The sequence below is a fragment of the Pedobacter sp. KLB.chiD genome (assembly GCF_047040275.1).
Lineage (GTDB): Bacteria > Bacteroidota > Bacteroidia > Sphingobacteriales > Sphingobacteriaceae > Pedobacter.
In genome coordinates this window covers 2,719,058-2,733,772 of sequence record NZ_CP178207.1, presented here as the reverse complement: position 1 = coordinate 2,733,772, position 14,715 = coordinate 2,719,058, and the positions used below count along the sequence as shown (strand labels likewise).

At 38.8% G+C, this 14,715-nt stretch carries 12 protein-coding genes; 5 read left to right on the top strand and 7 right to left on the bottom strand.

Features of this window, described 5'->3' with window-relative positions:
- Positions 1-10 precede the first annotated feature (10 nt).
- Both ACK1I8_RS11215 and ACK1I8_RS11210 read right to left on the bottom strand, forming a co-directional pair.
- A complete protein-coding gene (locus ACK1I8_RS11215; RefSeq protein ID WP_412465479.1) occupies positions 11-673 on the bottom strand; it encodes a hypothetical protein in 663 nt (220 codons plus the stop codon).
- A gap of 76 nt (positions 674-749) precedes the next feature.
- Positions 750-2,372, bottom strand: a complete 1,623-nt coding sequence (locus ACK1I8_RS11210; RefSeq protein ID WP_412465478.1) for an ABC-F family ATP-binding cassette domain-containing protein — start codon at positions 2,370-2,372, stop codon at positions 750-752.
- 372 nt (positions 2,373-2,744) lie between these two features.
- On the opposite strand from ACK1I8_RS11210, the gene ACK1I8_RS11205 reads away from it, so the two are divergent.
- From ACK1I8_RS11205 to ACK1I8_RS11190, 4 genes are all read left to right on the top strand, one after another.
- A complete protein-coding gene (locus tag ACK1I8_RS11205; protein ID WP_412465477.1) occupies positions 2,745-3,425 on the top strand; it encodes a hypothetical protein in 681 nt (226 codons plus the stop codon).
- Positions 3,426-3,680: 255 nt separating this feature from the next.
- Positions 3,681-4,241, top strand: coding sequence for a hypothetical protein (locus ACK1I8_RS11200; RefSeq protein ID WP_412465476.1), 561 nt, complete (start codon positions 3,681-3,683; stop codon positions 4,239-4,241).
- 207 nt (positions 4,242-4,448) lie between these two features.
- Positions 4,449-5,024: a nitroreductase gene (locus ACK1I8_RS11195; protein ID WP_412465475.1), complete on the top strand. Its 576-nt coding sequence runs from the start codon at positions 4,449-4,451 to the stop codon at positions 5,022-5,024.
- Positions 5,025-5,291: 267 nt separating this feature from the next.
- Positions 5,292-5,708: a 3-oxoacyl-ACP synthase gene (locus ACK1I8_RS11190; RefSeq protein WP_412465474.1), complete on the top strand. Its 417-nt coding sequence runs from the start codon at positions 5,292-5,294 to the stop codon at positions 5,706-5,708.
- Between the two features lie 127 nt (positions 5,709-5,835).
- Here the strand turns inward: ACK1I8_RS11190 and ACK1I8_RS11185 are convergent, their stop codons facing one another.
- The 4 genes from ACK1I8_RS11185 to ACK1I8_RS11170 form a co-directional block, all read right to left on the bottom strand.
- Positions 5,836-7,002, bottom strand: coding sequence for an RsiV family protein (locus ACK1I8_RS11185; protein ID WP_412465473.1), 1,167 nt, complete (start codon positions 7,000-7,002; stop codon positions 5,836-5,838).
- Between the two features lie 92 nt (positions 7,003-7,094).
- Positions 7,095-7,982 carry a polysaccharide deacetylase family protein gene (locus ACK1I8_RS11180; protein WP_412465472.1) on the bottom strand — a complete coding sequence of 296 codons (888 nt, stop codon included), beginning with the start codon at positions 7,980-7,982 and terminating at the stop codon, positions 7,095-7,097.
- Positions 7,983-7,995: 13 nt separating this feature from the next.
- Positions 7,996-9,357, bottom strand: a complete 1,362-nt coding sequence (locus tag ACK1I8_RS11175; protein WP_412465471.1) for a M1 family aminopeptidase — start codon at positions 9,355-9,357, stop codon at positions 7,996-7,998.
- Between the two features lie 55 nt (positions 9,358-9,412).
- Entirely contained in the window at positions 9,413-10,294 is an 882-nt protein-coding gene (locus ACK1I8_RS11170) for a polysaccharide deacetylase family protein (protein ID WP_412465470.1), read from the bottom strand.
- Positions 10,295-10,470: 176 nt separating this feature from the next.
- Between ACK1I8_RS11170 and ACK1I8_RS11165 the strand changes: the two genes are divergently transcribed.
- Positions 10,471-12,978, top strand: coding sequence for a DPP IV N-terminal domain-containing protein (locus ACK1I8_RS11165; RefSeq protein ID WP_412465469.1), 2,508 nt, complete (start codon positions 10,471-10,473; stop codon positions 12,976-12,978).
- An 895-nt stretch (positions 12,979-13,873) separates the two neighbouring features.
- On the opposite strand, the gene ACK1I8_RS11160 is transcribed toward ACK1I8_RS11165, so the two are convergent.
- The gene (locus ACK1I8_RS11160; protein WP_412465468.1) at positions 13,874-14,710 is read right to left on the bottom strand and encodes a M57 family metalloprotease; all 837 of its coding nucleotides are present in this window, start codon (positions 14,708-14,710) and stop codon (positions 13,874-13,876) included.
- Positions 14,711-14,715 lie beyond the last annotated feature (5 nt).

The window sequence follows — 14,715 nt, the reverse complement described above, 5'->3', positions numbered from 1 at the left end:
CTACTTCAGGTTATTTTATTGTTATACTCTCTTTTAGAATCAATTTACTTCTCACGGCATTTCCGTTTACTTTAGCCGCTACAAAAGTTAAATCATCGGACTTAAATTTAGTAAGATCCACGCTTTCACTACTATTGTAAGAAGGTGAAATTATTTTTTGTTCGTAATTGATTAATTTACCATAGCTATCTATAGTAAAAATAAGTAATAAATTATGCCTGCCTTTTAAAGATTTCAATTCATTAGGTATTCTAAAATTCTTCTTCAAAAAATACATCCCGAAATCAAAGCCGCCAATTTTGCAAGGGTAAGTTATATTATCACTGCCTTCGCTATTATCTATTTCGTAAAATGCATTTAGAGGGGCGTTGCTCGCTTCGAGTTCTTTTGTACTATAATTATAAATTTGATCTATGACGGCGCTATCAGCAAATTTATAAAACTTCCAGCGACCAATGCGTTCATTGTCCTTATAAGTTCCTGTAGCAACTTTTTTCCGGCCATTCTTAATTTCAGATAAGCCATTTTTAATATAACGTTTGGATTTTAGTTCGGTGCTGTGTTCAATGAAACCACCTCTTATAAACTTATATTCGGTACTTGTTGAATCGCTTTTTTGCGCAAAAATGAATAGTGGTGTTAGGGTAAGAATTAAGAGCGTAAATTTTGTCATTATTTTAGATTTTGTCTATAAATTAAAAGAGTTTTGATGTAATTTCAAAACTCTTTTAATAATTTAATGCCAGTGCTTAAGCGTACATTTCTTCTCTTAATTTGGCTACATCGCTGTTGTTGATGTATTCATCATAAGTCATCAGTTTATCGATAGTACCTTTTGGGGTAATTTCGATAATTCTGTTGGCTACCGTTTCGGTTAACTGGTGATCTCGTGAAGTAAATAATATGGTACCTTTAAAATCTTTCATACCATTGTTCAGTGCCTCAATAGATTCCAAATCCAGGTGGTTGGTCGGCTCATCAAACATCAGTACATTAGCCTGTTGTAACATCATCCGTGAAAACATACAACGCATTTTTTCACCTCCTGATAATACCTTAACGTTTTTCAATACTTCCTCGCCCGAGAATAACATACGGCCCAAAAAGCTGCGCACAAATTGTTCATCGGCATCAGTACCAGAATATTCACGCAACCAGTCAACCAGGTTTTCGTCCTTGCCTGCAAAATATTCCGAGTTATCATTCGGGATATCCGCTGTACTGATGGTAACACCCCATTTAAATTCACCTTTAAAATCGGTATCTCTTCCTGTTAAAACATCGTAAAAGGCGGCAGTAGCTAAACTATTCTGTGATAATACGGCAATTTTATCGCCCTTGTTTACCATAAAGGTAACTTTATCGAACAATACGCCATCATTTCCGCTTTTGCCCAGGTTTTCTACCTGTAAAATCTGGTCGCCGGCCTCACGACCGGTATTATTGAATATAATAGCCGGATATTTTCTGCTTGAGGCTTTGATTTCGGTAATATCTATCTTATCTAAAGCTTTCTTACGTGAAGTAGCCTGCTTTGACTTGGAAGCATTGGCACTAAACCTGCGGATAAACTCCTGAAGTTCCTTTACCTTATCTTCCATTTTTTTGTTCTGATCGCTGCGCTGTTTTAATGCCAGCTGACTCGATTCGTACCAGAAAGTATAGTTACCCGTGTAAATGCTCATTTTAGCGAAATCGATATCCACAATGTGGGTACAAACGGCATCTAAAAAGTGCCTGTCGTGCGATACCACCAATACAATGTTTTGATAATCAGCCAGGAAGTTCTCTAACCAGGCAATGGTTTCGATGTCCAAATCATTGGTAGGCTCATCCAGTAACAGAATATCCGGATTACCAAAAAGGGCTTGTGCCAGTAACACCCGTACTTTTTGCGTATTATCCAGTTCCTTTAACAATTTATAATGATTATCTTCGGTAATGCCCAGGTTGCTCAGCAGGGTTGCCGCATTGCTCTCCATGTTCCAGCCATCCATTTCTGCAAAAAGATTTTCAAGCTCTCCTGCGCGTTCGCCATCTTTCTCAGAAAAATCTTCTTTCATATAAATGGCATCTTTCTCTTTCATGATCGCATAAAGTTCTTTATGGCCCATCATTACGGTTTCCAATACCGAAAACTCATCAAATTCGTAGTGATTTTGTTTTAAAACCGCCATCCTTTCGCCCGGGGTAAACGCTACGCTGCCAGAAGTCTGACTCACCTCTCCTGATAAAATTTTAAGAAAAGTAGATTTACCTGCGCCGTTAGCTCCGATTACACCATAGCAGTTGCCCTGGGTAAATTTGAGGTTAACATCTTCAAATAATGTGCGTTTGCCGTACCGTAACGATAAATTAGAAACTGAAATCATGCTATAATTGAAATAAGCCGCAAAGATACGCAAAAAGGTTGAGGGTGGGAAAGTGTTTTAATGGTTTGATTGTTTTATTGTTGAAAGGTTTGGCGGTTGGAAAGTTTAAAAGTGATTGAATGTGTAAGTTTGAAAAGTTTTAAGGATTTGGAAATGGAAGGTTCCGTAATTAGTGGCTCAGGCAGCCCCGTTATTCGCTTTACTCCGTTGCACTCCGTGTTCGCTGCTACCGGGTTTAGTTAACATAGGGGAGAAGCTTTTGGACGTTTGATAAAAACACAAAACCTCGAATTAAAAGGATTAATAGATGCCTATTCAGTCTTTCTCTCAATAATTTTCATATTTTAATGTCACACACAAAATGAAATCAATATGAAAAAACTAACACTAGGCATTATCATGTCTACTATTTCCGTTATGGCTTACGGTCAAAGCTCCCAGTATAAATATAAAGTAGATTTTTTTGGTGATACCATTCTGGTCGATTCCAAAGATAATACCATCGGTAAACAGAAGAAAGACTTTTTTGGCAATACCATTGTAGTGGATAAGGATGGTAAAACGATAGCCAAGCAAAAGCAGGATTTTTTCGGGAATACGATTTTAGAAAATGAAGCCGGAAAAACTGTAGCTAAACAAAAGAAAGATTTTTCAGGTAATACCATTTTAGAAACCGAAAGCGGTGAAAGATTGGTGCCAAAACCTTTAAATGGCTTAATACCTGGAGATGGGATAACAGAAGTTAAGATCAAGCAAAAAACTGATATTTTTGGGAACACCATTACTGAAGATGAACATGGACAAAAGATAACTGTATATAAAACTGATATCTCAGGCAACATTATTATAGAAGATGGTAATGGCAAAACAATAGGCAAACAGAAAAAGAATTCTTTTGGAGAAACCATTGTTGAAGATGACCGCGGAAATGTATTAGCTAAATATAATGAAGATGTGTTTGGCAATACTGTTGTAGAAGATGCTATTGGTAAGAAGATTGGGATTTTCAGAACAGATATTTTTGGAAATAAATCTTTTGTTCCGGAACGTTAAAATGAATAAACCTCGCAGGTTTCGCAAGCTGCGAGGTTTATTGATTGGATTTATTTTAGGCAGTGGGTTTTGCGTTAGGGATTGTAAGGGTTTAGTACCGATCCTTCATCGGTACCGAAGCGAAGCGCAGCCCTGAAAAGCCCGCCCCTTGCGTAGCTTGGGTAACGCCCAAAACAGTTTGCAGTTAACGTTTTTTAAACGGCCCAAGTTCCAAAAAGGAGATTTTTTATTTGTTAAAATATTTATTTTAGCCTCATGCTAAATCAAACCTTGCTCGAAAATATTAAAACCACTCTTCAAAAAAGTAAAGTAGAAAAATTAGCGGCCATCGCTTCAGCGGATAGTTTTTCGGTAAAAGACCTGATCGATTTAAGTTTTTATCATGAGGAACAGATCGGATTCAGGGCGGCATGGATTCTGGAAAACGTATTTACGAAACACGAGCAGCGCTTTTTACCCCATGCACTTTATTTTTTGGAGAAATTTCCGCAACAAAGCAATTTATCGGCACTGCGGCATTATGTTAAAATCCTGGCTTTGATGACCAGGAAAAATGCTTCAACTGCAATGAGGAAAATTTTTGCCGTTTATGATACCGGTTATTTGGTGGAAGTTGTTTTTGCCTGGTTGATTGATGATAAGATTCCCGTAGCCATAAAATCACATTGCCTTAATATTTTGGCTAATTTAACTGTTAAACACAGCTGGGTTAAGGAAGAACTTTTGCAGACCATGGATTTTTTGGCAGATAAAGAAAGTATTGCCTTTTTTGCAAAGGTGAAACAGATCAGGAAACAGTTAGCAGTTCGCAATTGACAGTTGACAGTTTCCAGTTCCCAATAGAGCAATGAACCAATGAACCAATGATCAATAATCAATAATCAATGACCAATGGACTAATGACCAATGAACTAATGACCAATGGCTAATTTTCGGTTAACATAGCGTCAAATCCTTTAATTGATTTTGAATTTGTTTTTGTCTTTCGGCTTTAGTCTTTCAGCTTTTAGCTATTTTTACCAAATGAGTACAACATACGATATCATCTCAAAAGTTATAAAAGAACGTCGCAGTATTTTTCCGGCCAGTTATATCAAAAAAGAAATCCCGGTTGAAGTAATCAATCAGATTTTAGAAACCGCCAATTATGCTCCCACACATAAATTAACCCAGCCCTGGCGCTTTGTGGTGGTCAGAAAAGCCGGATTGGCCAGGTTAGGGGAGGAACTTGGTAAATTATATAAAGCCATGGTTTCTCCGCAACAGTTTTTACAGAAAAAGTACGATAGCTTTGCAGAAAAGACGGGTCAGGCCGATTGTATTATTGCCATCAATATGAAATTAAGCGGCAAAATACCCGAATGGGAAGAGCTGGCCGCGGTTTCCTGCGCGGTGCAGAATATGGCTTTAACTGCAGAAAGTTTGCAGGTTGGCGCCTATTGGAGTTCGCCTCCTTTAATCGATCATTTAGGCGACTTCTTAAGTCTTGGCGAAAACGAAAAATGTATCGGCTTATTTTACATGGGTTATCATAACGAAAAACCCTGGGCACCAAACCGCACTCCAATGGAAGAAAAGGTGAGGTGGATGGAAGGGTAGTTTTTAGTCCGGAGTCTTTAGTCGGTAGTTTTTAGTCCGGAGTCTTGAGTCGGTAGTCTTGAATCTGATTTCTGGTTAGGATTTAGAAGTGGCTATTGTACTATAACATGGACTATCCGATGTTTCCATCATTCATTTTACATCATACATTATCCATTTTACATCGTACATTATCCACTATCCATCATACATTATCCATCATACATTATCCATCATCCGTTTTCCATTACCATGTCCGCTTTAAAATCTAAACTTTATCAGCTTTGTTTGACTTTTATTCAAAACAGGATAGAAAATATTGAGTATTCTTTGCAACAGGCCAGGCAGGCCTCGAATGATGACACCAAAAGCAGTGCTGGCGACAAATATGAAACTACACGCGAAATGATGCAACAGGAGATGGACCGCAACAGTAAATTATTGTACGAAGCGGGCCAGCAAAAAATCGCTTTACAGCAGATTGAAAATGTAACTCCAGATCTGCTGGTTAAAAATGGGAGTCTGGTAATCACCTCAGCAGGTAACTTCTATATCAGCATTAGTGCCGGTGAGTTGAATATGGATGGACAGAAATTCTTTGCGGTTTCGCAGGTTTCGCCCATTGGCAGGTTTTTGATTGGGAAAGCGGTTGACGAAAGTTTTAAGTTTAATGGGAAAGATTATATCGTAAAGGAGATACTGTAGAAGTTTTCAGTTGGCCGTTAGCGGTTTGCACCTGGCCGTTAACAGTTTTCAATTCACAGTTAAGCAGTTTCAGCAATTCATCGATTAACCTTCATTTGCTAAGCAACTGTCAACTCATAACTGCCGACTATTTAATCCCCATCCGCTTTGCAAAAGCGGGAACTAAATAATGCTTTACATCCGAATAAGGAATAAATATTACAATCTGGCCCTGGGCATAACTGGCCACTTCATATGGGTTATACATGAAAGCAAGACCATTGGCATTGAAATAAAAGTTTTTATTGGGTTTAATAAAATCATCAAAGAGAACCGTTGTTAATGCTTCCTGGGCTTTAATATTATATTCTTTGCGGAGATTGCGTTCTAAAATGCCTGACAAAGTATTTGAATCTATTTTGATGATATCGTTTAACACCAGTTGTTTTTTGTTCTGCACATCTAAACAAAACATGGTGCTGCTGTAATTGCCATGTGCACCACCCGTATAAGCATCGGCAAGAAAATCGATCACTACATAACCATTATCGTTATAATTAACCGATTGCTGGCTATTGTTGGTATAATTCATCCAGGCCTCAAATTCATTGCCCCGACCATTTTTTTGTTGTTCAGCAACATCGGTTTTATAGTCGCTGAAATAGGTAGCTGCAATATTTTTGAAACCGGTTGAGCGCTCGACCTGTGCCAGACCGAATATTTTTTTAAGTTCTGAATCCAGCCATTTGCCATTTTCATCACTGTTTTTGCTTTCCAGGTATTCAAAACTAATTTCGGCCACAGGTGATTTTGCCCGGTCAGCAAATGCTTTAACTGAATCTTTATACATTCCGGCAACAAATGGATAACTGCCTTCCGGATATTTTTCTGTTAAAGCTACCGGATATTTTTTTGTTTTATCTCCACTTTCCCATACGCCATCGAAACCGTTTCCGTTCCATTTTAGTTTTAAAAGTGGTGATTTTGAATTTCGATTAAAGTATGATTCATAAAAACTATACGCTGTAAGTATGATACTATCTTGGCCGATCAGCGTATCAGCGGAGACATTAAGCCATGATCCGTCATCATAATACGTACCGCTCACATCGTCATCATCAACTCTTTGCAGATGCATTACCACCTTTTTGCCTGCAATGGTGCCTTCTAATCTCTTATAGAAATTCCCGGTAAGCTCTTTTTTAATAGTGGCTGTACTATCTGTAGTTTCAGCATTACGGTTGCCGTTTTTAGGATTATTACAAGCCGATATGATCGCAAATCCGAAGACACAAACAAGAAAAGAATATTTCATGGGGCAATGATTAAGGGATTTAGTATTAAAAGGTTATAACGCTGGATTTAAACTTCCATCTTCTAATGTTTTCAACACCTGATTTTTAATCATTAACCCCTTTGCTGAGATTTTGTTTTATTAAAACTCTTGTTGATGCTATAATAAAGGTTTTTTGCCGTATATCTTCCCGGATCAATTATCCTTCTGATGGTGTAAAGCGGATAGTTTTCGTCTCTTGCCGTAGATAGAATGAAAGCAGCCTTAAATCCATGCTCCTTTAATTTATGCAGGCTAGACGATTTGTAAACGCCATAGGGAAAGGCAAAATAGGCTACTTTTTTGCCCGTGATTTGTTCCAGTTTTTTAGTAGGTTCATCAATCTGGGTCGTCCAGTCTGCATCGGTAAACTGTGCAAAATTTTTATGATCGTAAGTATGGCTGGCAATCGTATTTCCTTCGTCTGAAAGCTGTTTAATCTGCTCTTTGGTCATGTAGTTGATGCGCCCTTTTCTACCGATGGATACCGTCATGATAAAATAAACGCCTTTAAAGCCATATTTTTTCAAAGTAGTATTGCCAACTGTAAATTGATCTTCATCTGTATCATCAAATGTGATCATAATCGGTTTTTCAGGTAACTTAGCGCCGTAAACCAGGTAATTATACAACTGATCGGGCTGAATAGTGTGGTAACCACTATCGGCCAGCATTTTGATGTGTTCCCTGAATTTATCGGGTGCAATGATGTCATCGTGTGCTCTTTTGCTGTCGCTGGCCATGTTATTCCTGATCTGGTGGTAACACAGAACCGGTACCTCTCTGCGTGCCAAAATGGTTTTATTATCGGCAGGTTTGGTATTAATAGAATCTGTTTTGACGAAGGATGAAGTATTTTTTGTGCCGGCTTTTTCTTTTTGCTTATTGCCCGAACAGGCAAATGATAATAAAAACAGAACGTATATCAGGCTATGGGCCGTTGGTTTTAAATGTAAATTCAAGGTTTTTATATATTTATTTAATCAAAGATACAGCGTTTTCAGAAATGATAAACTCTTTTTCATAAGCTTCCCATTCTTTAGGAGTGATACCCGATTCTAAAGCGTTTCTTTTAAAGAAATTGTAATCAGTCAATTCATTTTTCGAAACTAGACAGGTATTTAAGAATTTAAACATCCGTTTTTCGCCGATCATCTGCTCTAAACCACGAAGTAAGAAGGGGCCGTAAGCATAACGGTAGGTTCCCGATATTTCATTGGCGTCTTTAATTTTATTTAAAGGTTTGGCTTTAAAGTTTTTTAACTGTTTTCCTCTCTCTGCAAAGTATCTGCTGCTAAAAGTTTTTCCGAACTTTTTTTCGGCTGCTTTAACCGACAGATATTCGGCGGTTGATTCCAGAAAAAACCAAAACAAAGTAGAATTCGGCTGTAGCACATTTCCGAAATAATAATGCCCAATTTCATGTGCGATAAATGGATAATCGGTTGAATCCTTAAGTTTGTGTTGCTGTACGTCGATCATATCGCCCAATGCTATACCCGCAAATGCAATTGTCGGGAAAGACACAAAACCCCAGCTTCTGCCTTTATTAAATTTTTCAACAGGTGAATGCGCGATAAATATATTTTTGGTATCGTAAGGAATGTTTAACGCACCAAAATAATAGGCTTTCATTTCTGCTATATTATTTTCAAAAACTTCCAATTGTTTATCATCCATCTGGCTGTTTAAAAATAATGCACCTTTGGTTTTTTGTACACCATAATCTCCGGCAAAGATCATCGGTGCAATGGGTACTTCAGATTTAAAACTGGCAGCAGGCCCTGGTTTTGGCTCATCACCATTTACAAAGATCATTTTGGCATCTTTACTGGTTACCTGAATATTAAAGGTCATTTGCTCAATTTGCCTGTCATTTTTGATGTCGTAAATAATGGGATACCATTTGGATTGATCGGTAGCCCGCATGGTTTTGCCATTAAAGGCAATCAGGCCCTTAAAATCGATAAAGTTCAGGGTATCGGTATAAACCGGAAAAGCACCTGTATAGGTAATGTGCAGTTTTCCCGGATTTACCAATGTACTGTCTTTGTACAAGGGTGTGTAGATTAAACCTTCGCCGCGCATAGCTCCATTATAAAAGCCACTGTATTTTAAAGTTTGATTGGCAGCATCTTTTATGGCTTTAATGTTAAAACCTTTGTTTAATAGTATCTGATAGTTTTTACCAAGGTTTGGTATATTACTTAAAACAAAATCGCAGGTAATCTGGCCTGTAGCCATAACGACTTCAACTTTACCACTCAGGTGGGGAGTTTGAGCATTGAGTTTAGTAATCTGGGATAATAATAAAACAATTAAAGCTAATGTTTTCATGTTGATTTGACGGTTCGTGATAAAAAAAATCCCGGTTTTAAATCGGGATTTTTTATTAAAAACTGTTCTTAATGCTATTGCTTAATGTTTTCGGCGACCAGTAACCACTGGCAATAATCCGGCGGATGGTAAACAATGGGTCCTTTTCATCACGTTTGGTAGATAATTGGAAGGCCATTCGGAAACCGCGTTTTTTAAGTTCGGGGATGCCTTCTGCATTCCATAAACCAAATGGATAAGCAAATTCGGTCATTTTTTTGCCCGTAATTTCTTCCAGTTTTTTGGTTGGTTTATCTAACTGTTCTTCCCAATCCTTACCCGCGTATTTTTTGAAGTTTTTATGATCGTAAGTGTGGCTGCCGATCACATTTCCCTCGTCAGAAAGTTGTTTAATCTGCTCTTTGGTCATATAATCTACAAACTTACCCTTTCTGCCGATCGAAACGGTCATGATAAAATAAACTGCTTTGTAACCCAGTTTTTCTAAGGTTGGGCGCACAACAGTAAACTGGTCCATGTCGGTATCATCAAAAGTTAACATGATGGGCTTGCTTGGCAGGGCAGCGCCGGTATTGAGGTAGGCATAAAGCTGATCTGGTAAAATGGTGTGATAACCACTATCGGCCAGCATTTTCATCTGATCTTTAAAATTCTGGATTTCTACAATATAATCCTTACCTACTTTCCCATCGGTTGGTTTCCAGTTTCTTACCTGGTGGTAACATAAAATCGGAACCTGTTTTCTGGCCAGGATGGTTTTGGCGTCAGCCACTTTTATTTTAGATACATCAACAGCGGCGGCTTTGGAATTTTCGCCTGTTTCTATTGTTTTTCCCGTCGAATCTTTTCCTGTTGAACTTTCTGTTTGTGATTTAGATTGGCAGCTGGCCAATAAGATTGCACCTGCTGTGAGTAAGGTTAAAAAGCTGTATTTCATTGTTAGCATATATGGATACAAAACTATAAAATCCCTTAATTATTTATCCATCAAAATAAATTGTGTTAATAATTAATTCCGGTTGTAAGAAATTACACTAACTATCGCATTTATTACATATCAAAACCTGCTTAATAATCTTTAATTAAATAATTTAGCAGCTCAAACAAATTTTAATGAATAAACTTTACAAATTTCTGCTGGGCGCGCAGTTTTTATCCTTAACTGTTGCCGCACAAACCAAAACATTTACCATAACCGAAAATATTCAGCCACAGCCTAAAGCAAATTATCAGCTTGCTTCGCGCTTTTCGCCAAATAAGTTGAAAAAAATGGTCTATTCTACAGCTGTAGATCCACACTGGTTAAAATTGAGTAACCGTTTCTGGTATACTTTCGAAAGTCCGAAGGGAAAATTCTGGTATTTGGTTGATCCTTCAGCCAAAAGCAAAAAGTTGATGTTTGATAATGCCAAACTCGCTGCAGCGATTACGCTGATTGTTCGGGATCCATTTGATGCCGAACATTTGCCATTGGAAAACTTAAAATTTGCCGCCGACGAGAAAAGTATTTCTTTTGAAGTTAAAAGTACGGTTGAAGAGCTAAAAAAAGATAGAAAAGATAAAAAAGCTGCAGACTCTATGCAGAAGAAAATATTTTCTTTCAGATACGAACTGGCAAGTGCAAAATTAACCGAGATTCCAAATTTTAGTAAACCCAAGCCTAAACCGTCATGGGGATCTGTAGCACCCGATTCTTCAGCGATTATCTTCTCCCGCAATTACAATTTGTATTGGATGGATAAAGACAACTACAAAAAAGCAGTTAATAATGAAGAGGATAGTACCATTGTAGAGCATCAGCTGACCAAAGATGGCGTTAAATTTTATTCTTATGGAAGTGATGGTGATGGCGAAAACAACGTAGAAAACGAAAAAAACAATAAAAAACGCCGTGGCGCCTATGTGCTCTGGTCGCCGAATTCGAAATATTTTGTATTAGACCGGACCGATTCGCGTAAGGTGAAAGATCTTTGGGTAATTAACAGCGTTACGCCTGGCCGGCCGACTTTAGAAACCTATAAATACCAGATGCCAGGAGAGGCAGAAGCCCCTCAGGATGAGATTTTACTGTTCGATTTCGCTGCCAAATCTTATAAAAAACTAAACGTATCCGCATTTAAAGATCAAAGCGTGTCAGTTTGGAGCAAACCAGCCTTAAATAAAGACCGTGATAACGAATTCCGGCCATCTATTTGGTTGGGTAACAATAACAGGTTCTATTTTTCGCGTACCAGTCGCGATTTAAAACGTATCGACATCGGTACTGTTGATATTGCCACAGGCAAGGTGACACCATTAATTGATGAGCGTTTTAATACCTATGTTGAAGTGAACCGCCCGGGTTTGATAAATGATGGTAAAGAGCTGATTCACTGGAGTGAGCGCGATGGCTGGGCGCACTTCTACCTTTTTGATGAGAACGGCAAACTGAAAAATCAGATTACCAGAGGTGCTTTTCACTGCGAGAGCATAGTAAATATTGATGAGAAAAAACGCATTCTTTATTTTACGGCAAATGGTCGGGAAAGTAAAGAAGATCCTTACTATTTACATTTATACAGCATCAATTTTGATGGTTCGAATATGAAACTGTTAAATGCCGGCGATTTTGACCACCTGGCCAGTATGAATGATAACAATACCTTTTTTGTTGATAATTACTCGAGGGTAAATACCGCACCAAAAGCTACGCTTTATGATGGCACTGGCAAAAAAGTAATGGATCTGGAAACAACAGACCTTTCATTGCTGATGGCAGCAGGATACAAATTTCCTGAGCCTTTTAAAGTGAAAGCCGATGACGGTATAACTGACCTGTATGGCGTGATGTATAAACCTTTTGATTTCGACCCGAATAAGAAGTATCCAATCATTGAGTACGTTTATCCCGGGCCCCAAACCGAAGCGGTAAACAAGGCTTTCAGCAAAAGCATGGACCGTACCGAACGTTTAGCTCAATTTGGTTACATCGTGATTACGGTAGGCAACCGTGGTGGAAATCCGTCGCGTTCTAAATGGTATCATACTTATGGTTATGGTAACCTGCGCGATTACGGGTTGGCAGATAAAAAAACGGCTGTTGAGCAATTGGCCGCCAAATATTCATACATCGACGAATCTAAGGTCGGAATTACCGGTCACTCGGGTGGTGGTTTTATGTCTACAGCGGCCATGCTGGTGTATCCCGATTTCTTCAAAGCGGCAGTTTCGAATGCCGGAAACCATGATAATAGTATTTATAACCGCTGGTGGAGCGAAAAACACCATGGTGTAAAGGAAACCATTTCTTTAAAAGGCGATACTTCATTTAAATACAGTATTGATAAAAATCCTGATTTGGCGAAGAACCTGAAAGGGCATTTGTTATTGATGCATGGTGATGTAGATAACAATGTGCATCCGGCAAATTCTATCCGTGTAGCCAATGCCTTAATGAAAGCAGGCAAACGTTTCGATTTTCTGATCATTCCGGGGCAGCGCCATGGTTTTGGAGATATGACAGAATATGCTTTCTGGAAACTGGCCGATCATTTTAACAAATATTTAATAGGAGATTTTTCTGAACCGAGTGATGTTGATCTGGTAGAAATGGACAGGGATATTGAGCAGAATGGCAAGTAATTTTTTATAGCATGTTATTACAGTGGCCTGTGGAAACACAGGCCACTTTTTATATCTTAAAGCCATCGTTTATGTCCTCACGAACCACTTATGAGATACAATTTTTGTTTTCAGGAAAGCAGGCTCCGGTTTTCTTCGGTTAGTTCAGTCCTGCTATTGCCCATAGTCCCGATTGAGTTTTCTTAAATACAATTTTTACTTTAAATCGGGAGCTATCTGGCGCTATCAGGTTTATATCATTGGGGTTTGTGTTCCAAAAGAAAAATTCAATAACAAAAAATTTATTCTTTATTTCATCGCCATGGTTCGTGTCCTCACGAACCATTTTTATTTGCATCAATTTTTATTTTAGGGAAAGCAGGCTCCGGTTTTCTTCGGTTAGTTCAGTCCTGCTATTGCCCATAGTCCCGGTCGAGTTTTCTTAAATACAATTTTTGCTTTAAATCGGGAGCTATCTGGCGCTATCAGGTTTATATCATTGGGTTTTGTGTTCCAAAAAAAAAATTCAATAACAAAAAAAATATTCTTTATTTCATCGCCAGGGTTCGTGTCTTCACCAACCATTATTACTGCTGCACGGCTAGGCGGCTTTTCTATCCTCCAAAATGAAATGCTGCCCTGGCCACCCAGCCCCCCTGCCCGTTGCAGGCGGGGGTTGAAGCGATCCCCTGCAGCAACGAGGCACGAGGCAGCGAAGCATATAAGCGTAAAACGGGAAGAAACGAACTGTTTTGCTTTTGGCTGCGCGCTCCAACCCCAACATTACCAAAACCTGACTTTTGAAGCGTCTGGTCCGTAAACTTTCGATCATCTTTAATTTTAAATAAAAAAAAGCCTCCCGATTGATCAAATCGGAAGGCTTTTTTAGGTTTTAAGATAATCCTGGTTTTTGATCTTATTTGTAAAGGTAATTTACGGCAATGACATCATTTGAATTGAAGGTACGATTGCCTCCGTTAGAGCAAGCCAACATAAATGATGCTGCATCTGGACTTGATGGGGTTCCCGGTATTCTTATCGCACCAACATTTGATGCACCTTCGTTGCCTGCACCACTCGAACCACAGCTAAAAGCGCGGTTCATGTAATCGGTATGTCGGAAACCGATGCAATGGCCAACTTCGTGCTGGATCACAGAAGCCAGGTACAATAAGTTAGGATTGGAACCGTAGGCAGCAGTGTTGGTGTTCATTCTGATCTGGTTAAAAGGCTGACCTGATGAAGTTGGGAAACCGGCAGAGCCTAAGGTAATAAAACCACCGCTCGGACCTTCATTAAACCCTACAACATCGATATTTCCGGTTGTGCCGGCACTGGCTCTTTGGAAAGTGATGCGTAAACCTAACGAGTTGTATCTCGAAATCATGGTGTTTACCGCATCGCTATATACCTGAGGCAGGTTGGTTACCGATACTGTGATTACCCGTGGTAAAGATTTAACGATATTGGTGGTTCGGTACTGTTCGGTTTCGGCGATATTTAAATTTGCGCCGGTAGCGGGTTCAGCTAAGTTGTCGTCGGTTAAAAGAATATCTCCCTCTACCAGATAACCTTCATCTATTTTGCGGATATTGTCGGTACTGAAACCCAGTGCTTTGATCTGTGATAATTTGCTTGCCGAAATTTCAGTCTTGTTTTCTACCGCATTTTCTGTATTATTACTTTTACAAGAATATAAATTTGCGAGTAGAACGCAGGCTGTTGCAATCGATAAAAAATTGGTTGTTTTCATCTTAG

Coding starts and splice junctions, on each gene's coding strand:
- ACK1I8_RS11215 (WP_412465479.1), bottom strand. CDS start 673: ATGACAAAATTTACGCTCTTAATTCTTACCCTAACACCACTATTCATT.
- ACK1I8_RS11210 (WP_412465478.1), bottom strand. CDS start 2,372: ATGATTTCAGTTTCTAATTTATCGTTACGGTACGGCAAACGCACATTA.
- ACK1I8_RS11205 (WP_412465477.1), top strand. CDS start 2,745: ATGAAAAAACTAACACTAGGCATTATCATGTCTACTATTTCCGTTATG.
- ACK1I8_RS11200 (WP_412465476.1), top strand. CDS start 3,681: ATGCTAAATCAAACCTTGCTCGAAAATATTAAAACCACTCTTCAAAAA.
- ACK1I8_RS11195 (WP_412465475.1), top strand. CDS start 4,449: ATGAGTACAACATACGATATCATCTCAAAAGTTATAAAAGAACGTCGC.
- ACK1I8_RS11185 (WP_412465473.1), bottom strand. CDS start 7,002: ATGAAATATTCTTTTCTTGTTTGTGTCTTCGGATTTGCGATCATATCG.
- ACK1I8_RS11175 (WP_412465471.1), bottom strand. CDS start 9,357: ATGAAAACATTAGCTTTAATTGTTTTATTATTATCCCAGATTACTAAA.
- ACK1I8_RS11170 (WP_412465470.1), bottom strand. CDS start 10,294: ATGAAATACAGCTTTTTAACCTTACTCACAGCAGGTGCAATCTTATTG.
- ACK1I8_RS11165 (WP_412465469.1), top strand. CDS start 10,471: ATGAATAAACTTTACAAATTTCTGCTGGGCGCGCAGTTTTTATCCTTA.
- ACK1I8_RS11160 (WP_412465468.1), bottom strand. CDS start 14,710: ATGAAAACAACCAATTTTTTATCGATTGCAACAGCCTGCGTTCTACTC.